Annotated in this window: 20 protein-coding genes; all 20 read left to right on the top strand. The window is 40.6% G+C overall.

The window, feature by feature from the left end; genetic code table 11:
- The first annotated feature begins 27 nt into the window (after nucleotides 1-27).
- The 20 genes from G592_RS0104220 (at nucleotide 28) to G592_RS0104315 (ending at nucleotide 18,961) form a co-directional block, all read left to right on the top strand.
- Complete coding sequence (locus tag G592_RS0104220; RefSeq protein WP_028246710.1) at nucleotides 28-1,566, top strand: ABC transporter substrate-binding protein; 1,539 nt, start codon at nucleotides 28-30, stop codon at nucleotides 1,564-1,566.
- A 45-nt stretch (nucleotides 1,567-1,611) separates the two neighbouring features.
- Nucleotides 1,612-2,592 (top strand): FecCD family ABC transporter permease, encoded by a 981-nt coding sequence (locus tag G592_RS0104225; protein ID WP_036951998.1) that lies wholly within the window; start codon nucleotides 1,612-1,614, stop codon nucleotides 2,590-2,592.
- Complete coding sequence (locus tag G592_RS15635; RefSeq protein WP_051194755.1) at nucleotides 2,579-3,355, top strand: ABC transporter ATP-binding protein; 777 nt, start codon at nucleotides 2,579-2,581, stop codon at nucleotides 3,353-3,355. Before G592_RS0104225 ends, G592_RS15635 begins: the two co-directional genes overlap by 14 nt.
- Nucleotides 3,343-4,842 (top strand): cobyric acid synthase, encoded by a 1,500-nt coding sequence (locus tag G592_RS0104235; protein ID WP_028246712.1) that lies wholly within the window; start codon nucleotides 3,343-3,345, stop codon nucleotides 4,840-4,842. The genes G592_RS15635 and G592_RS0104235 overlap by 13 nt, the downstream gene beginning before the upstream one ends.
- A complete protein-coding gene (locus tag G592_RS0104240; RefSeq protein ID WP_036951722.1) occupies nucleotides 4,839-5,468 on the top strand; it encodes a precorrin-8X methylmutase in 630 nt (209 codons plus the stop codon). The genes G592_RS0104235 and G592_RS0104240 overlap by 4 nt, the downstream gene beginning before the upstream one ends.
- A 133-nt stretch (nucleotides 5,469-5,601) precedes the next feature.
- Entirely contained in the window at nucleotides 5,602-5,961 is a 360-nt protein-coding gene (locus G592_RS0104245; protein ID WP_028246714.1) for an endonuclease domain-containing protein, read from the top strand.
- Nucleotides 5,954-7,132 carry a cobalt-precorrin-5B (C(1))-methyltransferase CbiD gene (gene cbiD / locus G592_RS0104250; RefSeq protein WP_081660307.1) on the top strand — a complete coding sequence of 393 codons (1,179 nt, stop codon included), beginning with the start codon at nucleotides 5,954-5,956 and terminating at the stop codon, nucleotides 7,130-7,132. The genes G592_RS0104245 and cbiD overlap by 8 nt, the downstream gene beginning before the upstream one ends.
- Nucleotides 7,129-7,884: a precorrin-4 C(11)-methyltransferase gene (gene cobM, locus G592_RS0104255; RefSeq protein WP_028246716.1), complete on the top strand. Its 756-nt coding sequence runs from the start codon at nucleotides 7,129-7,131 to the stop codon at nucleotides 7,882-7,884. The genes cbiD and cobM overlap by 4 nt, the downstream gene beginning before the upstream one ends.
- Nucleotides 7,881-8,828, top strand: coding sequence for a cobalt-precorrin 5A hydrolase (locus G592_RS0104260; RefSeq protein WP_028246717.1), 948 nt, complete (start codon nucleotides 7,881-7,883; stop codon nucleotides 8,826-8,828). The genes cobM and G592_RS0104260 overlap by 4 nt, the downstream gene beginning before the upstream one ends.
- Entirely contained in the window at nucleotides 8,807-9,562 is a 756-nt protein-coding gene (gene cobJ, locus G592_RS0104265; RefSeq protein ID WP_028246718.1) for a precorrin-3B C(17)-methyltransferase, read from the top strand. Before G592_RS0104260 ends, cobJ begins: the two co-directional genes overlap by 22 nt.
- Complete coding sequence (gene cobK, locus G592_RS0104270; protein WP_028246719.1) at nucleotides 9,559-11,622, top strand: precorrin-6A reductase; 2,064 nt, start codon at nucleotides 9,559-9,561, stop codon at nucleotides 11,620-11,622. The genes cobJ and cobK overlap by 4 nt, the downstream gene beginning before the upstream one ends.
- An 8-nt stretch (nucleotides 11,623-11,630) precedes the next feature.
- Entirely contained in the window at nucleotides 11,631-12,971 is a 1,341-nt protein-coding gene (locus tag G592_RS0104275; RefSeq protein WP_028246720.1) for a cobyrinate a,c-diamide synthase, read from the top strand.
- Nucleotides 12,958-14,037 (top strand): nicotinate-nucleotide--dimethylbenzimidazole phosphoribosyltransferase, encoded by a 1,080-nt coding sequence (locus tag G592_RS0104280; RefSeq protein WP_028246721.1) that lies wholly within the window; start codon nucleotides 12,958-12,960, stop codon nucleotides 14,035-14,037. The genes G592_RS0104275 and G592_RS0104280 overlap by 14 nt, the downstream gene beginning before the upstream one ends.
- A complete protein-coding gene (locus tag G592_RS0104285) occupies nucleotides 14,034-14,552 on the top strand; it encodes a bifunctional adenosylcobinamide kinase/adenosylcobinamide-phosphate guanylyltransferase (RefSeq protein WP_028246722.1) in 519 nt (172 codons plus the stop codon). The genes G592_RS0104280 and G592_RS0104285 overlap by 4 nt, the downstream gene beginning before the upstream one ends.
- Nucleotides 14,549-15,331, top strand: coding sequence for an adenosylcobinamide-GDP ribazoletransferase (locus G592_RS0104290; RefSeq protein WP_028246723.1), 783 nt, complete (start codon nucleotides 14,549-14,551; stop codon nucleotides 15,329-15,331). The genes G592_RS0104285 and G592_RS0104290 overlap by 4 nt, the downstream gene beginning before the upstream one ends.
- 20 nt (nucleotides 15,332-15,351) lie before the next feature.
- Nucleotides 15,352-15,684 carry a bifunctional adenosylcobinamide kinase/adenosylcobinamide-phosphate guanylyltransferase gene (locus tag G592_RS0104295; RefSeq protein WP_028246724.1) on the top strand — a complete coding sequence of 111 codons (333 nt, stop codon included), beginning with the start codon at nucleotides 15,352-15,354 and terminating at the stop codon, nucleotides 15,682-15,684.
- Complete coding sequence (locus tag G592_RS15640; protein ID WP_036951726.1) at nucleotides 15,685-16,260, top strand: histidine phosphatase family protein; 576 nt, start codon at nucleotides 15,685-15,687, stop codon at nucleotides 16,258-16,260. It abuts the gene before it with no gap.
- Nucleotides 16,202-17,212: an adenosylcobinamide-phosphate synthase CbiB gene (gene cbiB / locus G592_RS0104305; protein WP_028246725.1), complete on the top strand. Its 1,011-nt coding sequence runs from the start codon at nucleotides 16,202-16,204 to the stop codon at nucleotides 17,210-17,212. The genes G592_RS15640 and cbiB overlap by 59 nt, the downstream gene beginning before the upstream one ends.
- Nucleotides 17,161-18,204: a pyridoxal phosphate-dependent aminotransferase gene (locus G592_RS0104310; RefSeq protein WP_036951729.1), complete on the top strand. Its 1,044-nt coding sequence runs from the start codon at nucleotides 17,161-17,163 to the stop codon at nucleotides 18,202-18,204. The genes cbiB and G592_RS0104310 overlap by 52 nt, the downstream gene beginning before the upstream one ends.
- On the top strand, nucleotides 18,197-18,961 hold the full coding sequence (locus G592_RS0104315) for an HD domain-containing protein (protein WP_028246727.1): 765 nt from the start codon (nucleotides 18,197-18,199) through the stop codon (nucleotides 18,959-18,961). Before G592_RS0104310 ends, G592_RS0104315 begins: the two co-directional genes overlap by 8 nt.

Genomic DNA, 18,961 nt, shown 5'->3' on the forward strand with positions numbered 1-18,961 from the left:
CTGCAATAGCAGTTGTAGAGGTGTTTTTTGAAAAAATTTGGTTTAATAGCTGCAGTGCTGGCTTTGAGTCTTACAGCCTGCAGCTTTTTTAATAAGGACAATTTAATAGAGAATAATGTTGTAGAATCCAGGCAGGAAAGTGCAGTTTATAGCTGTCAGGTCACCTTGGAAGGTGGCAGCGGCAAGGCTACGGTGGAATCTCCTGCGGAGGTTTCAGTAACAGGAGAGAACAAGACAGTTAAGCTTGTTTGGTCCAGCTCTCATTATGACTATATGGTTGTTGATGGCGTAAGATTTGATAATGAGGCTACACCTGAGGAGCATTCCGTATTTACGATACCATTTTCACAGTTTGATAAAGCATTTACTGTAATTGGTGATACTACAGCCATGAGTACTCCTCATGAGATAGAGTACACGCTTACTGTATATTCACCTGATAATGAAAATAATGATGCTGCGGCAGAGAAAGAGGTATTATCAGGATCAGCTTCCATAAAGCCAGACCTGAGTGGGTACACATATGTATCTTCTTTAAAGCTTCAGTATGCCACTGAGTATTCTGTTGATTTCTATCAGGATGAAAATGGAAATCAATTTTCATTTATCACTATTGGTGAGGGAAATGCGGCCCAATATTTTATATACCCTGAAAAAGCAGGAACCTTTAAAGGAAATGTAAAGGGGGCAACAGTCCTTGGTGCAATTGATAAGACATATCTTGTATCTACATCTGTGATGGATTTATTAGCATCCATTGATGCCTTATCAAATGTAAGACTTTCTGGTACGGACGTTAATGATTGGTATATTCCACAGGCGAAGAAGCTTATGAAAAGTAAAGATATTCTTTATGCCGGAAAGTATTCAGCGCCTGATTACGAGCTGCTTCTTACAGAAGGCTGCAATCTTGCCATTGAGAATACCATGATTTATCACAAGCCTTCCGTTAAGGAAAAGCTGGAATCATTGGGAATACCTGTTATTGTAGAGCAGTCCAGTTATGAAAAAAATCCACTGGGACGACTTGAGTGGATTAAGCTTTATGGTCTTTTATATAACAAAATAGATGTAGCTAACGATGTTTTTGAAAAACAGGTTAAAAGAGTTAGCAAAGTGGAGGAAAATTCCAATACTGGACTAAAAGTCGCAGTATTTTCTATCTCATCTAATGGTCAGGTGGTGGTACGACGCCCAGGAGATTACATTTCTACTATGGTAGGGATGGCCGGTGGTAACTACGTACCAACAAACATTGAGGATACAGAAGATAGTGCTGTATCTACCATTAAGATTACAATGGAGGATTTCTACCTTCAGGCCGCAGATGCAGATGTGCTTTTATATAACAGCACAATAGAAGGCGAGCTTTCATCTATTGATGAGCTTGTTGCCAAGTCAGAGGTTTTAGCAAATTTCAAGGCTGTTAAGGAAAACAGAGTGTACTGTATTGAAAAGAGCTATTTTCAAAGGACCAGTGATGTGGCAGAATTAATAGAGGATATACATAATATTTTAGTTAAAGAAGATGAGTCGTTATCATTTATTTATCAGCTAGAGGATTAAACATTGAACAACAAAAAAAGATATTACTTGATTAAATTTTTGGGAATGACAATATTGCTTTTTGCTATTTTTGTGCTGAGCATTGGTATGGGCAGCGCAGATATTACTATGCCACAAATCTTAAAAGCACTCTTTAATTCAGGAGATGCTTATCTCGATAAAATCATTATTTCTATAAGGCTTCCTAGAATTCTCGCGGCCATAATTCTAGGTGGAGCCTTGGCTGTTTCAGGCTTTTTACTTCAAGTTTTCTTTGGCAATCCAATTGCAGGACCTTATGTCCTTGGTATTTCATCAGGGGCAAAGCTTTTTGTAGCTCTCACAATGGTAGTTTATTTAGAGCAGGGAAGAATTATGAGCTCTGCTGGAATGGTTATAAATGCTTTTGCAGGTTCACTGATTTCCATGGGAATTGTTTTGCTGTTATCCAGAAAAGTAAGAAATATGTCTATGCTTGTAGTATGCGGCGTAATGATTGGATATATCTGTTCCGCAATTACGGAATTTATTATCGCATTTGCGGATGACTCAAATATTGTCAATTTACACAACTGGTCTTTAGGCAGCTTTTCTGGTGTTAGATGGGAAAATGTCTATATATCAGCGATTTTTATTTCAGCATCCCTGTTTTTTTCATTCTTTTTATCAAAGCCAATAGGGGCTTATCAGTTAGGTGAAAACTATGCAAGGAATATGGGTGTAAATATTAGTGCACTTAGAATTTCACTTATTATGCTTTCAAGTGTGTTATCAGGTACAGTAACAGCTTTTGCCGGACCAATTTCTTTTGTAGGAATAGCAGTGCCTCATATTATGAGAGGTCTCATGAGGACTTCGAAACCTATAGTAATGATTCCAGCATGTTTTTTAGGTGGAGCTATTATCACATTGGTTTGTGACGGTATTGCACGTACTGCCTTTGCACCAGTGGAGTTAAGTATCAGTGCAGTAACAGCTATCGGACTTGCGCCTGTAGTAATTTATCTTTTAATAAAGCGTAAGGAGGCGGGACATGGAACAAATTAGTGCAAGGGATTTAACAGTCGGATATGGAAGGGCTGTTATTTCAGATGCGACTTTTCAGGTTTTGCCAGGAGAAATAATAGCATTAATTGGTCCAAATGGTTCTGGAAAATCTACAATACTAAAAACTATAACAAGACAGCTTAAAAAGATGTCAGGAAAGCTATTTATAGGTGAGGATATAGATGATTCACTTACTGAAGTTGAGCTTGCCAAAAAGATGTCTATGTTAATGACAGAAAGAATCCATCCGGAGCTGATGACATGCTTTGAGGTGGTGGCCATGGGAAGATATCCATACACGGGCCGACTCGGATTGCTTACTGCTGAGGATAAGAAAAAGGTAGAAGAGGCAATCGCCCTTGTTGGAGCTGAGGATGTAGCTAACAAGGACTTTATGAAGATAAGTGATGGACAGCGTCAGAGAGTCATGCTTGCCAGAGCAATTGCTCAGGAGCCAGAGATAATGATTCTCGACGAGCCTACCTCCTTCCTTGATATTCAGTATAAGATCGATATTTTATCTGTTATCAAGAAGCTGGCTGTGGAGCGAAATATTGCCGTATTAATGTCTATTCACGAACTTGAATTTGTACCTGCCATTGCAGATAAGGTTATTGGAATCTGTGATGGAAGTATTTATAAAATCGGAACTCCAGAGGAGATTTTTACAGGGGAGAATTTGGAGAAAATGTACAGGATGAAACCGGGAACCGGAGACAGAATAATATCTGGATTATTGGAGTATTCAAAATGTCTAAAGTAATCATGGTCCAGGGCACCATGTCCAATGTAGGTAAAAGCCTTCTGGTGGGTGGCCTGTGCAGAATTTTTAAACAGGATGGTCTAAAGGTGGCACCATTTAAATCTCAGAATATGGCGCTGAATTCCTTTGTGACTGCAGATGGTCTGGAGCTTGGAAGAGCCCAGGCTATGCAGGCAGAGTGCGCAGGTGTGGCACCATCCGTATATATGAATCCTATTTTGCTGAAACCTACAAATGATGTGGGCAGCCAGGTGATTGTAAATGGTGAAGTGGTGGGCAATATGTCTGCCAGAGATTATTTCGCTTATAAGAAAAAACTTGTGCCTGATATTCTAGCAGCTTTTCACAAGCTTGAAGAGTGGGCAGATGTGATTGTAATAGAGGGAGCAGGCTCTCCGGCAGAGATTAATTTAAAGTCAGATGACATTGTAAATATGGGAATGGCAGCCCTTGTGGATGCTCCTGTTCTTTTGGTGGGAGACATCGACAGAGGTGGTGTTTTCGCACAGCTTCTTGGTACTTTGGAGCTTTTGGAAGAAGATGAAAGAGCCAGAGTAAAAGGGCTAGTTATAAATAAATTTAGAGGAGATAAGAGTCTCCTTGATTCTGGAATTGAAATGATTGAGCAGATGGGTAAAGTGCCGGTGATTGGCACAGTGCCTTATGTGCGATTAATGATAGATGATGAGGATAGCCTGAGTGAAAGACTTAGCAATTCCTTTGATTACGGTGATAACGTAAATACGGTAGAGTTGGCGGTGATTCGCCTGCCTCGAATATCAAATTTTACTGATATAGCACCTTTTGAAAATATTCCTGGTGTTAATGTTAGATTTATTTCTAACCCAAGGGAGCTGCAAGGCTCAGACCTTGTAATTATTCCAGGAAGTAAAAATACAATATCGGATTTACGATGGATGCGTGAGTCTGGTATGGAAGCAGCCATAAAGAGATTTGCCATGACAGGTCCCGTAGTAGGAATCTGTGGTGGATTCCAAATGATGGGAAATACAGTCCTCGATCCAGAAGGGGTTGAAGAGGGCGGTTCTATCAGAGGACTTGAGCTGTTTCCTCTTGAAACTGTGCTCAGTGGAGAAAAATATCGCAGCCAGACAGAGGACTGCTTTGATGATTTAACAGGAATTTATTCCGGATTAGCTGGGGAAGAGTTTGTAGGTTATGAGATTCACAATGGTGTGACAACCGTTGATTCAGAGAATCCTTCCTTGGAGATTGTGGAGCGGGATGATGAAGGAAATATTATTCTTGTTCAGAATAAAAATCTTCTTGGAACCTATGTCCATGGAATTTTTGATAATGGAGATTTGGCATACAGACTTGTTTCTGAAATCGCCCAGTCAAAGGGGCTCAGCCTTGAAGCTGACTCTGTAGATTACCAGCAGCTAAAGGAAGCAGAGTACGATAAGCTGGCTCAGGTGTTACGTGAAAATTTAGATATGGAGTATATATATAAAATATTAGGATGAATATAGAATTTGTACTTCCAAACGAAATTGAAAAAAGAAGCTTTGAAATAATCAGGCAGGAGCTGGCTGATCGAGGTGTCACACTCCCTCCCCAGGAGGCTCCAATCACTATGCGAACCATTCATACCAGCGCAGATTTTGATTACGCCGAAACTATGCGCTATTCAAGTGGCGGCATAGAAAAGGCCAGAGAGCTCATCAGAAACGGGGCTGACATTGTCACAGACACAAACATGGCCTTATCTGGAATTAACAAAAAGAAGCTGGCTACTTATGGCGGTCAGGTACATTGCTTCATGGCTGACGAGGATGTGGCAGCAGAAGCCAAAGAACGCCAGGTTACCCGTGCTACTGTATCAATGGAGCGGGCAGCCAAGCTTGGAAAGCCTGTAATCTTTGCAATAGGCAATGCACCTACAGCACTTATTTCACTTTATGAAATGATGGAAGCAGGTACCTTCACTCCAGAGTTTGTCATAGGAGTACCTGTTGGTTTTGTAAATGTAGTGGCAGCCAAGGAATTATTCCTAAATTCTGACGTGCCATACATCATAAACGAAGGAAGAAAAGGTGGCAGCAACATCGCAGCCGCTATATGTAATGCGCTTATATATGGTATAGAATGAAACCTTCCATCCTAACGGCTGGAAGCTCTTGATTAAGCCTTCCCCTTGAGGGGAAGGTGTCAGCGGAGCTGACGGATGAGGTGTATGCTTCCCGAAGGGAAGCCAAAATTCATTTTACATCAAGGTGATAATTATGAATGAAAACTATAATCCATTGTTGAAGTCATACTCACAAAAACTGAGAAAAGAAATGACAAAAGAAGAGAAGCATTTATGGTTTGATTGTCTTAAACAATTGCCATTAACTTTTAAGAGACAACAGATTATAGGTGATTATATAGTTGACTTTTATTGTGCCAAGAAAAGTATAGTAATAGAGTTGGATGGAAGTCAGCATTATGAAAAAGATGGAATAGAAAAGGATAATGAGAGGGACTCTTTTATGCAAAGTAAAGGAATCAAGGTCCTTAGATATTCAAACTATGATATTAATAAAAATTTTATAGCTGTTTGTGAGGATATAAGAAAGAATTTAGGTTTATCTAATGAATAAGGTACAGACACCTCATCAGTCACCTTCGGTGACAGCTTCCCCTCAAGGGGAAGCCTTAAGAAAAGGATTCACCACGGGGAGCTGTGCGGCAGCTGCTGCGAAGGCGGCAACGTACATGCTTCTGACAGGGCAGGAAAAACTGAATATTGAGATTGAGACTCCTGCAGGAATCATGTTTGCAACTGACATTGTGGATGTGAATCGTGGTGAAGAGCAGGTGAGTTGTGCTGTGATTAAGGATGGTGGAGATGATCCCGATGTGACTACAGGTTGCCATGTGACAGCAACAGTAAGCATTTTGGTGCCATCGGCAGAGGCTACAGCAGGACAGAGCCTGGAGCTTGAGATTGATGGTGGTGAAGGGGTAGGCAGGGTGACTTTGCCAGGACTTGACCAGCCAGTTGGAAATGCAGCCATCAATCATGTGCCAAGAGAGATGATTGAAAAGGAAGTGACAGAGGTCTGCCAGTTGTTAGATTTCAACGGCAAGCTTCAGATAATCATTTCCATTCCTGAGGGAGTGGAGCTGGCAAGTAAGACATTCAATCCCCGACTTGGAATAGTAAATGGTATTTCAGTCCTTGGAACCACAGGGATAGTGGAGCCTATGAGTGCCAAGGCTCTTATTGATACCATAGAAGTGGAGCTGAACCAAAAGAAAGAACTGGGATTTAAGACAGCCATAGTCACTCCAGGAAATTATGGACTGAAGTTCATGAAGGATTGCTATGACTATGATTTGGATAAGAGTGTAAAATGCTCAAACTTTATCGGTGAGACAGTGGATATATGCATTAGACTTGGGTTTGAAGGCATGCTCATCACTGGCCATATTGGAAAGCTTATTAAGGTGGCCGGAGGCATTATGAACACCCACTCCCATGAGGCGGATGCCAGAATGGAAATTTTATCTGCCTGTGCACTAAGAGCAGGAGCAGATGCTGTGCTTGCAGGGAAAATATTAGATTGTCTCAATACCGAAGAGGCATTAAAGCTTGTAGATGAAGCAGGTTTACTAAAACCTACCATGGATATTGCCTTGGAAAAGATACTTTTCTACCTGGACTTCAGAGCACAGGGCAGATTGAAGCTTGATTGTATTTTATATTCAAATGATTTTGGACTCCTTGCAGAGTCAGAAAATGCCAAGAATATTTTGGAGGATATATGATTTATTTCGTTGGTGCAGGCTGTGGAGCAGCCGACCTGATTACAGTTAGAGGAATGAAGCTTTTGCAGCTTGCAGATGTGATAATTTATGCAGGCTCACTGGTTAATCCAGAACTTTTGGAATATGCCAAGAAAAGCTGCGAGATTCACAACAGTGCCACCATGACTTTGGATGAGGTCATGGAGGTGATGCTTAAAGCTGACAAGGAAAACAAAACTCTTGTGAGACTTCACACTGGAGAGCCAAGCATCTATGGAGCTGTGCAGGAGCAGATGCATATTCTTGATGAAAATGGGATTGCTTATGAAAGTTGTCCTGGTGTCAGCGCATGTTTTGGCGCGGCGGCCGCTCTCAATCTGGAATACACACTGCCTGAAGTAAGCCAGTCTCTTATTATTACAAGAATGGCTGGTCGCACCGGGGTTCCTAAGAAGGAATCCATTGAAAGCTTTGCGGCTCATGGTGCATCAATGGCGATTTATCTTAGCTCAGGAATGTTAAAGGAGCTTCAGGAAAGACTCCTTGCTGGAGGTTACAGAGAGGATACTCCTGCAGCAATAGTTTATAAAGCCAGCTGGCCAGAGGAAGAAAAGTACATCTGTACAGTAGGAACTCTGGCAAAAACAGGTGAAGAAAATGAGATTAAAAATCTCGCAGTAGTATTAGTTGGTGATGTGATAGCAAAGTCTGGCTACGCACTATCAAAACTATATGACCCAGAGTTTGAAACAGCTTTTAGGAAACCAAAATGAAAATAATAAAAGTAGTGTATTTTACTGAAAATGGAAAAATGACATTGCAAAAGCTGAAGGAGGCGGAGGTCCAGTTTATCTTTGAGGAAAAGGAGGCGGATGCCGACTTAAAGCAGTGGACAAAAGAGGCCTTTGAGATGCATCTTCCTATATTGTTTATTGGGGCAACGGGGATTGCGGTACGCGCTATTGCTCCTTTTGTAGAGAGTAAGCTTACTGATTCGCCGGTACTTGTAATGGATGAGCTGGGGAAGAATGTGATTCCGATTTTGTCAGGACATTTTGGTGGTGCCAATGAAATAGCAACTGAGATTGCGGCATTAGCTGGGGCAAATGCAATTATCACTACAGCAACAGATATAAATAACGTATTTGCGGTAGATGTATTTGCAAAAGTCAACGGCCTTAAAATCACTGATAAAGATAAGATAAAAATCGTATCATCAAAGGTACTAAAAGGGGAAAAGCTAAAGCTTACCCAGACAGATGATGCAATAGAAATAGATGAACTTAGGCTTGAGCCTAAAAGACTGGTTCTTGGAATGGGCTGTAAAAAGGATAAGCCCTTTGAAGACTTAAAAGCCTTCCTTAATGAGTTTTATACAGATCAGGAGCTAAAGGATAATCTTTATGCTATTTGCTCCATAGATGTGAAGGAAAGGGAGACAGGATTAATCAAACTGGCCCAGTACTACGGTGCAGAATTCCTTACATTTTCCGCAGAGGAACTAAAAAATGCACCAGGAGAATACCAGGAATCAGATTTCGTAAATGAAACTGTGGGCGTGGGAAATGTCTGCGAAAGAGCAGCAGTGCTTGGAGCTGGAAAAGACTCAACATTGATAAAAAATAAAAGTGCAAAAAACGGAATGACTTTTGCAGAGGCACGTCGTGAAAAGATAGATTTGAAAATGGAGAGAAAATGGCAGGACATATTTATATAGTTGGAATGGGACCAGGTGACAAAACAATGATGACAACAGAGGCATATGATGCCATGGAAAAAGCAGACGTCATTGTTGGATACACCGTATATATCGATCTTGTAAAGGAACATTTCCCTGACAAGGAATTCTTTACAACTCCTATGCGAAAGGAAATCGAAAGATGCAGAGCCTGCTATGATTTTGCAATAGAGGGAAAAGATGTGGCTTTCATCTGCAGTGGAGATGCTGGAGTATATGGCATGGCTGCGCCTATGTATGAGCTCCTTCCGGAATACGTAAATGCGAATCCAGAAATTTCAGAGGACAGTATTACAGTTATCCCTGGTGTGACAGCTGCTATTTCAGGTGCTGCAGTACTTGGTTCTCCAATCAATCACGATTTTTGCGTGATTAGTCTTAGCGATTTACTTACTCCATGGGAGGTAATAGAGCGCAGAATCATCTCTGCTATCTATGGAGATTTTGCTATAGCAATCTACAATCCATCCAGTCACAAGCGTCACGATTATTTACAGAAGGCCTGCGATATTATGCTGGCAGCAGGTGCCAGGGAAGACAGAGCCTGTGGCTATGTAGAAAACATAGGACGAGAAGGTTGCAAGGGCACAGTATGTACTCTCAAAGAGCTGAGAGATACACAGGTAAATATGTTTACCACTGTTTTTATTGGAAGTTCCAGAAGTGAAATCATAAATAACAAACTGGTTACACCAAGAGGATACAAAATATGAAAAAAGTAATCATTTTTGGCGGAACAACAGAGGGAAGAAAGCTGGCTGAAACACTTGAGGCGGCAGAGATAAACTGCGTCTACTGTGTGGCCACCGAATATGGCAAGGAGCCGGTGAAAGAATCCTCTTATATTAAAATTCACTCAGGGCGACTTGATGCTGAGGGGATGGTTAGTTTGTATGAGTCGGAAAAGCCAGATGCAATAGTGGATGCCACCCATCCATTTGCAGAAATTGTAAAAAAGGAAATCGAGACCAGCCTTTTTAAATATCAGGCTGTGCGTTTTTTAAGATTGGCAAGAGATGAGGAGCAGATTGATTACAGCAACTGCACATTCTTTGATTCAGTTCAGGAATGCGCCAAGGCTCTTAAAGAGACTGCTGGAAACATTTTCCTTACTACTGGCAGCAAAGAGCTTCCTGTATTCTGCGAAGATGAGTCTGTAAGAGAAAGAATTATTGCAAGAATTATTCCTAATGATGAGAGTCTGGAAATCTGCAAACAGCAGGGCCTTAAAGGAAATCAGATAGTGGCAATGCAGGGGCCATTTTCAAAGGGGATGAATATTGCATGTCTTAAGGAATTTAATGCTGATATTTGTGTCCTTAAAGAAAGCGGAAAATCTGGCGGAGAAGCCAATAGAATAGAAGCGGCAAATGCCTGCGGCACGAAATGTTTTGTAATCAGACGGCCTCAGGAGAATGCCAGTGCAATGACATTCAAACAGGTGGTTGAGGCCATTTTTAAAGAATTCGGCATTGAAAAATCTCCGGAGCCTGTACTTGAAAAGATTACGGCTGATTCCATAACGGCAGATAAAAAAATAGTAGTATCTCTGGCTGGATTTGGAATGGGATTTGGCACTGTCACAGCAGAGGTTAAGCAGGCAGTGGCAGAGGCAGATTATCTTTTTGGCGCTCCAAGAATGCTACTGGGACTGGAAAGTGATGCCAAGAAATATCCTTATTATCTTGCCAAGGATATCCTTCCTTGTATGGAAGAAATAGCAGATAGCATTCAGTTTGGGAAGAAGAAGGCAGTGGTACTTTTCTCCGGTGATACTGGATTTTACAGCGGTGCCACAAAGCTGGCGGAGGCATTAAAGCAGACAGGTTATATAGATGTCAAAATATTGCCTGGCATTTCATCTATAAATGCAGTTGCAGCAAAGGCCAATCTAACCTGGCAGGATGGACATTTTTTAAGTGCCCATGGAATTTCTGAGGATAAGTGGCGACCTGCCCTTATAGATGCTGTACAGCACAGAGACAATACCTTTGTAATCACATCTGGAAGCAAGGATGTGAGAGATATTGGTGATATTCTTTTGGCTCTTGAGCAGGCTGACAAAGGAAAATACAGGGTTTTCATCGGAACCAATCTATATTCTGATGAAAAGACTGGTTGGTATAGCTCAGAAAAATGCAGCACCTATAATCATGATGGATTAAGTACAATCATTATTCAAAATCAGAAGCCTACTCCAAAGGTACTTGCACCTGAGCTTTCTGATAATGACTACATCAGGGACAAGGTTCCTATGTCAAAAGAGGAAATCCGTCAGTTATCTATTTGCAAGCTTCATTTGCATAAGGATGCTGTGGTTTATGACATTGGCAGTGGAAGCGGTTCTGTGGCAGTGGAAATGGCACGTATGGCCCCTGGCATCAAGGTGTACGCCATAGAGCTGAAGGATGAAGCATGTCAGCTGATTCGTAAAAACGTAGATAAATTTATGCTGGAGAATGTAAATGTTATTTCCGGAATAGCTCCAGATGCCCTTGAGAATCTTCCAGTTCCTACCCATGTATTCATTGGTGGCAGTGGTGGAAGACTTGAAGATATTATTGAAAAACTAAAGGGCTACAATTCGCCTATACGAATTGTAATCAATGCTGTTACCATCGAGACCATCTCGGAGATTAACAGCGTATTAAAGAAATATGAAATAGAAAATGCAGATGTGATTCAGGTTACAGTGTCCAAGGCAAAGAAGGCTGGAGACTACAGCATTATGCAGGGCCAGAACCCCGTATATATAGCTGCGTTTGAATTATAGGAAAGACTATGAATTATCCAAGAGTTGTGATAGCTGCTCCTAAAAGCGGCAGCGGCAAAACTACAATTACATGCGGAATATTACGTGCACTGACAAACTCAGGGCTTAGTTTGTGCAGCTTTAAATGCGGCCCAGACTATATCGACCCGATGTTCCACAGAACAGTGCTTGGCATTCCATCAGGTAATCTGGATACATTCTTCACTGACGACAATATTACAAAATCTCTTTTCAGTAAGACCTACTCAGGCGACATGGCAGTTATAGAAGGTGTCATGGGACTATATGATGGAATCGGAGGAGTTGAAACTCAGGGTTCTACCTACGATTTAGCCCGAGCTCTTTTAGCTCCAGTGGTTTTGGTGGTGGATGCAAAAGGTGCAGGCCGCTCGGTCATCGCTCAGCTTAAAGGTTTCCTGGATTACGATGAGCATCATCTTATAAAGGCTGTGATTCTAAACAGAACCAGTGTAGCCTTTGGTAATACTCTTGGAGATATTATTGAAACAGAGATTGGACTTAAATACCTTGGCACCATGCCTGATATGAAAAATCAGGAGCTTTCAAGCAGACACTTAGGGCTTGTTATGCCAGAAGAGGTGCCAGAGATAAACGAGAAAATAGATGAGCTTGCAGGTACTATTCAAACGAACCTTGACCTGGATGAGCTTAAAAATATTGCCACTTCAGCTTCTGAATTAGATATAATTAATGATAAGAAAGGTATAAGAAACGTAAATGCGAATCTTACTCTGGCAGTAGCAAGAGATCAGGCATTTTGTTTTTATTACAGGGAAAACTTAGAAATCCTTAAGGAATTAGGTGTAAAGCTTGTAGAGTTTTCACCTATAAATGATTCCAAGCTACCGGAGAACATAAATGGAATCCTTCTTGGGGGTGGTTACCCTGAAAATTATCTCAAGGAGCTTTCTGGGAACGAAAGTATGAAGGCTTCAATCAAAACTGCATATGATAATGGAATGCCAATCCTGGCTGAGTGCGGTGGCTTTATGTATCTGTCAGAATCTGTAAAGAATCAGAATGATGAGACCTACGCCATGGTCGGTGCTATTGATTCAAAAGTAGAGTGGATGGGCAAGCTTGTGAGGTTTGGCTATATCACAGTGGATACAGGCAAGCTTCAGATAAAAGGTCACGAATTCCATTATTATGACAGTGATAATAACGGTGAGTGCTGCGTTGCCACAAAGCCATTCGGTGGCAAAAGTTGGAAATGCATTCACAGCAAAAATGGAAGTTATATAGGATTTCCTCACCTTTATTATCCATCCAATCCAGAATTCATTAATAATTTTGTGGAGGTTATGAAAAATTATGGGGGACACTAGATATTTATTCGACGATGTACTTGAAAACAAGCTTGTTGTAGAGCCTGTTGATAAAGAGGCTTTGAAGGCGCTTCAGGAGGAATGGGACAAAGTGGCAAAGCCAATTGGAAGCTTTGGTACTTTTGAAACTGTTTATTCAAAAATTGCAGCAATTCAGGGCTACAAAGCACCTGATTTATCTCACATGAGACTGATTGTCTGCTGTGGAGATCACGGCGTAGTAGAGGAAGGTGTCAGCCAGACCAGTCAGGATGTTACCAGAATCTGTGCCACTAATATTGGCAAGGGTGTCACCACAGCCGGTGTTATGGCAAAATATCTTGGCATTGATGTTATGTCTGTAGATGTGGGAATCAATTATGCCGAGGAAGTGCCTTATACCCTCAATCGCAGAGTTAAATATGGTACCTGCAATTTTCTTAAGCAGCCAGCCATGTCTGTAGAAGAATTTTCCCGTGCAGTTCAGGTGGGAATGGATTTGGTTAAGGACAGTAAAGAAGAGGGAAAAAACGTAATCCTTATTGGCGAAATGGGAATTGGCAATACAACATCAGCTTCAGTTATGGCTGGATACCTTTTGGATTTAAACGCAGAGGCAGTTACCGGAAGAGGTGCAGGTCTTGATGACGAGGGCTTCAGCAGAAAGCGAGCAGTAGTATCAATGGCCCTTTCAAAATACAGCGGATTAGATCCAGTTGAAATCTGCAGTAATTTTGGTGGACTTGAGTTGGCAGCCATGACAGGAATTGTTATTGGTGGAGCTTTGTACAAGGTGCCAATTATTTTAGATGGAATGTTAAGTATGGTTTCTGCACTTGTGGCAGACAGATTACTTGAAAATACAAAGGAATATCTTATTCCATCCCACATCAGCAAGGAGCCTGTGGCCAGAAAGATTGCCAGCAAGCTCGATATCGAGCCTGTTATTGATGGAAAGATGGCCGTAGGAGAAGGGGCAGGTGCAGTTATGATGGCTCACATGCTTCGACTTACCGATGAAGTATTCCACAATGCACTTAAGTTTCAGGATTCTGAAGTAGAGCAGTATGAGAGATTTAATAAATGATTACTTTGATTTATGGTGGTAGCAGCAGTGGAAAATCCGCATATGCGGAGGATTATGTTTGCCAGTCCAATTGTAAAAATCGATATTATCTGGCCACTATGCTTGCACAGGATAGTGAATCCCAAGAGCGTGTTAAAAGGCATAGAAATCTTAGAGCAGGCAAGGACTTTATCACCCTTGAGCAGCCATATGATATCGGAAATACGGTAGAGACCAAAGAGGACAGCATTATTCTTTTAGAATGTATGTCCAACCTGGTGGCTAACGAGATGTTTAGGGAGGGCAAAATAAATTCTCAGGCAGCTACAGTAAGTAAAATAATAAATGATATCAAGGAACTTGATTCAAAGGTTGCTCAGCTGGTAATCGTATCAAACGATGTCTTTGAGGATGGGCTTGAATATGATGAATATACAAAAGATTACCTTAGAGCATTAGGAAAAATAAATGCTGAAATAGCCAAAATGGCTGATAAATCCGTAGAGGTTATCGTAGGAATAGGAGTGGAAAGATGAAAATACTTAAATCAATAGCGGTGGCATTTTCCATGTATTCAAGAATTCCTATGCCACGTTTCGATTGGGACAGTAAAGACATGGAGTATCATCTTATCTTCTTTCCATTTATTGGAGCAGTTATTGGAGGCGTCATGTTCCTATGGTGGAAAATGTACTATCTTTTTCCTCCAATGGGAGGCATCCCATTTTCAGCTATAGCAATTGTTATTCCAATAGTGATAACAGGCGGCTTTCACGTAGATGGATTTATGGACACCAGCGATGCCCTAGCTTCCTGGGGAGATAAGGAAAAACGCCTTGAGATTTTAAAGGATTCCCATGTGGGAGCATTTGCAATTATCAGGCTTTTGACTCTTGGATTAATACTTTTTTCAGCAATATATATGATGGATGATTCAGCAATACTGACCTGGTGCTTTTCATTTTTCGCTGCCAGATGCATTAGCGGAATTTGCGTTGTAGCCTCAAAAAAAGCAAAGAATGATGGCATACTGTCTACCTCAGCAAAAAATGCAAAGGATAAGGTAGTTATCATATGTCTTGCTTTGGAATTTATTATTTGTAATTTATTTGCAGGTCTTATGTTTCAGTGGTACTGGACAGCATCACTTTTTGCTCTTGCCATAGTGCTTGTATATTATATTTATGTAGCATATTCAAAATTTGGTGGAATCACAGGCGATTTAGCCGGATGGTTTGTTTGCAAATCAGAGGTTTTGATGGCTGTTGCAGTTGCAATAGTTTCTGCATTAAATATGTACGGAATTAATCAGTAAATTTATAGAGGTATTTATTTATGATTTTAGTAGTTGGTGGTAGTTATCAGGGAAAGACAGAATTTGCAAGAACAGAATTTCCTGATGCAAAGTATTTTAATCAGCTTCATCTATTTGTAAAAAAGCGTATTTCAGAGGGAAAGAACAACAGTGAGATCCTTGCTGAAATCAGAGATGTAATCAAAGATGGAGACTGGGTAATTATTTCAGATGAGATAGGAAATGGAATCGTTCCATTGGATGAAAACGATAGAACCTGGAGAGAGGTTTGCGGCCGTATCATGATCGAACTGGCCAAGGACGCAACAGAGGTTTATCGTGTGGTTTGCGGAATCGGGCAAAGGATTAAATAAATGGATAAAACAATAACCTTTATTCGTCATGGAAAAACAGCTGGCAATCTTACCAACTGTTATATTGGAATCACAGATGAACAGCTTACCATTGAAGGTGAGAAGGACATTCTGGACCGCAGCTATCCTGAGGCAGATATTGTCTTTGTAAGCCCACTGAGTCGATGCATCAGAACAGCAGAGATTATTTATCCATCCCTTGATCCAGTTGTTATTGATGAGCTCAGGGAGACGAATTTTGGTAGTTTTGAGGGGAAGAATTATAAGGATTTATCCTCAAATCCAGATTATCAGCGATGGATTGACAGTGGCGGCGATTTGCCTTTCCCAGGAGGAGAGAGCAAACAGGAAGCTACAGCCAGGGCACTTATAGGTTTTGACAAACTGCTTGAGCTTAGTAAGGATTATTACAATATTTCTGTGGTTGCCCATGGAGGCACTATCATGGGGATTCTTAGTCATATCTTTGGGGGAGATTACTATTCATATCATGTAGAGAACTGTGAGGGATATACAATTGATTTATCACATGACGGCATTTTTAGCGGGCTTTATCCTAGATCTTTTCGTAGGTGATCCAATAGGTTTCCCACATCCTGTCAGATGGATTGGCAGCCTGATTAGCAATCTGACCGACTTATTTTTAAGTAATGCAGAAAGGACACTGGAGCCAGAGAAGATTAATAAACGTAAGAGAAGATTAGGCCTTATTATGGTCATTATCGTAATTACGGTTTCAGCTGGGATTTGTTTTGCTATTGTTCACATTGCTTATACCCTGAATTCAATATTGGGAGTTATAGTAGAATCCGTAATTACGTATCAGTGTATTGCCACAAAGAGTCTTTACACTGAAAGTATGAAGGTTCAGAAAGCACTTAAAAGCGACGGCCTTGATGCAGGGCGCAAAGCAGTATCTATGATAGTAGGCAGAGATACAGCCTGTCTTGACGAAAAGGGAGTTATAAAGGCAGCAGTGGAGACAGTAGCAGAGAATACTTCCGATGGAATAATAGCTCCACTAATTTATCTGGCCATTGGCGGTCCTGTTTTAGGAATTGCCTACAAAGCCATAAATACCATGGATTCTATGGTAGGCTATAAAAATGACAAGTATATGGATTTTGGAAGAGCTGCGGCTAAGCTAGATGATGTGGTAAATTTCATTCCAGCCCGTATCAGCGCAGTCCTTATGATAATAAGCTGCATCTTCTTAGGAAAAGATTATAGTTTTTCTGGAGCATGCAGGATTTTTAAGAGAGACAGATTCAACCATTCCAGCCCTAATTCAGCACAGACAGAAAGTGTTTGCGCAGGCGCACTTGGAGTTCAGCTTGCAGGGCCAGCCAGTTATTTCGGAAAGATTGTAGATAAAAAGTTTATCGGTGATCCTGTTCGTTCTATAGAATTGGATGACATAAAAAGGGCCAATATTTTGATGTTGGTTACAGCCATAATTTGTGAGGTTTTATTAATATGCACGGTGGTGATATTTACAGGAATAGCATACAGTATGATTTCTCAGTAAACATAAACCCAATGGGAATGCCCTCTGAGGTCCAGTGGGTTTTAACTGAGGCTGCTTTATACTCAAACAGATATCCTGATATCTATCATGAAAGATTGATTGAAGAAACATCAGGTCTTTTTAATGTTCCTAAGGAAAACATTGTATACGGTAATGGTGCATCTGAAATAATCATGGCTGTTTGTCATGCCATTTCACCAAAGAAGGCACTTTTTATCGCACCATGCTTTTCAGGTTATGAGACCTGTGTGAAGGGAGCCTGCCCTGATTGCAGCCTTTCCTATTACACTTTGTCAGAGGATAACGACTTCGAGATTCATCATGATATTCTAGAACATATTCAGGTAGAAAAAGCAGATTTAATGTTCCTTACCAATCCAAATAATCCTAATGGAAGACTTATCTCAAAAGAACTTTTGGATGAAATTGTTTTAGCCTGTGAAGAGGCTGGCACCACACTTGTTGTAGATGAGTGTTTTCTTGCTCTTACAGGAATGGACAGAGAAAATTCTCTGGCCTATGAAATTAAAGAACATAAATCATTGATTGTACTTAGAGCCTATACAAAGACCTTTGCCATACCAGGGGTAAGAATTGGGTATAGCATTTGCTCAAATGAATCAATTGCTACATCTTTAAAGAATCATCTTCCAGAATGGAACCTTTCCGTGTTTGCGCAGATGGCAGGTGTTGAATGCCTGAAGCACATGGAGTATCTTGAGGATTCAGTTAAACTAATTGAATCAGAGAGAAGGTATCTGACAGAAGGTCTTGGGAAACTGGGGGCAAAAGTTTATACCAGTGATGCCAATTACATTTTATTCAGATGTAATGATTTGGAGCTGGAGAAAAAAATATTACAATATAGTATTTTAATAAGGGAGTGCTCAGATTATAATGGGTTGGAAAAAGGGTTCTATAGAGTAGCAGTAAAATCTCATGGAGATAACGAAAAGCTGCTGATAGCCCTGGAGGACTTACTTAATGATTAACGAACAAAAAGTTAAACAGTTATTTGCAAATTATACGAAGGATTACAATCCTGAAGACCCAAAGATTTCACTTAAGATATCACATACCTACAGAGTAGCTGAAAATTCAAAAGCCATAGCAGAAAGCCTTGGATTATCAGATGAAGACATTGAGCTGGCATGGCTTATAGGTATGCTTCATGATATAGGAAGATTTGAACAGATTAAAAGGTATCAGACATTTAGTGATGACCGTTCTGTAGATCATGCTGAGTTTGGCGCAGATTTATTATTTAAAGACCCTGGTTTGATTAAAGATTATATCGAGACCAGAGATTACGATGATATTATCGAAACAGCCATAAGAGAGCATAACAAATATCGTATTTCCGAAGATTTGGATGACAGAACAGAAATGTTTGCAAATATTATCAGAGATGCGGATAAAATAGATATTTTCCGCGTTCAGGTGGAAGAGCCTATAGAAGGAATCTACGGTGTTCCTTTTGAATATATAAAACAGCAGCCTCTCAGTGATCAGGTGCTTGAGCAGATTAAAGCTCATACAGCAGTTTTAAGAAGTACCAAGATTTCCTATCTTGATTATTATGTGGGACATTTTTCGCTGGCCTTTGAGCTGGTGTTCCCACACAGTAGAAAGCTTACCCTTCAGCAGGGATATTTAGAGCAGCTTCTTACCATTCATGTGGACAATGAAGCTACTCAGCAAAAGCTGGATTTTATAAAGAAGGAAATCGAGAATTTTTTATTTGCATAA

Origin of the sequence: Pseudobutyrivibrio ruminis CF1b (assembly GCF_000424005.1) — a bacterium.
GTDB lineage: Bacteria > Bacillota > Clostridia > Lachnospirales > Lachnospiraceae > Pseudobutyrivibrio > Pseudobutyrivibrio ruminis_C.

What these genes read in the sequence shown, in the direction of transcription:
- G592_RS0104225 (WP_036951998.1), top strand. Translation starts at nt 1,612, where the DNA reads ATGACAATATTGCTTTTTGCTATTTTTGTGCTGAGCATTGGTATGGGC.
- G592_RS15635 (WP_051194755.1), top strand. Translation starts at nt 2,579, where the DNA reads ATGGAACAAATTAGTGCAAGGGATTTAACAGTCGGATATGGAAGGGCT.
- G592_RS0104235 (WP_028246712.1), top strand. Translation starts at nt 3,343, where the DNA reads ATGTCTAAAGTAATCATGGTCCAGGGCACCATGTCCAATGTAGGTAAA.
- G592_RS0104240 (WP_036951722.1), top strand. Translation starts at nt 4,839, where the DNA reads ATGAATATAGAATTTGTACTTCCAAACGAAATTGAAAAAAGAAGCTTT.
- G592_RS0104245 (WP_028246714.1), top strand. Translation starts at nt 5,602, where the DNA reads ATGAATGAAAACTATAATCCATTGTTGAAGTCATACTCACAAAAACTG.
- cbiD (WP_081660307.1), top strand. Translation starts at nt 5,954, where the DNA reads ATGAATAAGGTACAGACACCTCATCAGTCACCTTCGGTGACAGCTTCC.
- cobM (WP_028246716.1), top strand. Translation starts at nt 7,129, where the DNA reads ATGATTTATTTCGTTGGTGCAGGCTGTGGAGCAGCCGACCTGATTACA.
- G592_RS0104260 (WP_028246717.1), top strand. Translation starts at nt 7,881, where the DNA reads ATGAAAATAATAAAAGTAGTGTATTTTACTGAAAATGGAAAAATGACA.
- cobJ (WP_028246718.1), top strand. Translation starts at nt 8,807, where the DNA reads ATGGCAGGACATATTTATATAGTTGGAATGGGACCAGGTGACAAAACA.
- cobK (WP_028246719.1), top strand. Translation starts at nt 9,559, where the DNA reads ATGAAAAAAGTAATCATTTTTGGCGGAACAACAGAGGGAAGAAAGCTG.
- G592_RS0104275 (WP_028246720.1), top strand. Translation starts at nt 11,631, where the DNA reads ATGAATTATCCAAGAGTTGTGATAGCTGCTCCTAAAAGCGGCAGCGGC.
- G592_RS0104280 (WP_028246721.1), top strand. Translation starts at nt 12,958, where the DNA reads ATGGGGGACACTAGATATTTATTCGACGATGTACTTGAAAACAAGCTT.
- G592_RS0104285 (WP_028246722.1), top strand. Translation starts at nt 14,034, where the DNA reads ATGATTACTTTGATTTATGGTGGTAGCAGCAGTGGAAAATCCGCATAT.
- G592_RS0104290 (WP_028246723.1), top strand. Translation starts at nt 14,549, where the DNA reads ATGAAAATACTTAAATCAATAGCGGTGGCATTTTCCATGTATTCAAGA.
- G592_RS0104295 (WP_028246724.1), top strand. Translation starts at nt 15,352, where the DNA reads ATGATTTTAGTAGTTGGTGGTAGTTATCAGGGAAAGACAGAATTTGCA.
- G592_RS15640 (WP_036951726.1), top strand. Translation starts at nt 15,685, where the DNA reads ATGGATAAAACAATAACCTTTATTCGTCATGGAAAAACAGCTGGCAAT.
- G592_RS0104310 (WP_036951729.1), top strand. Translation starts at nt 17,161, where the DNA reads ATGCACGGTGGTGATATTTACAGGAATAGCATACAGTATGATTTCTCA.
- G592_RS0104315 (WP_028246727.1), top strand. Translation starts at nt 18,197, where the DNA reads ATGATTAACGAACAAAAAGTTAAACAGTTATTTGCAAATTATACGAAG.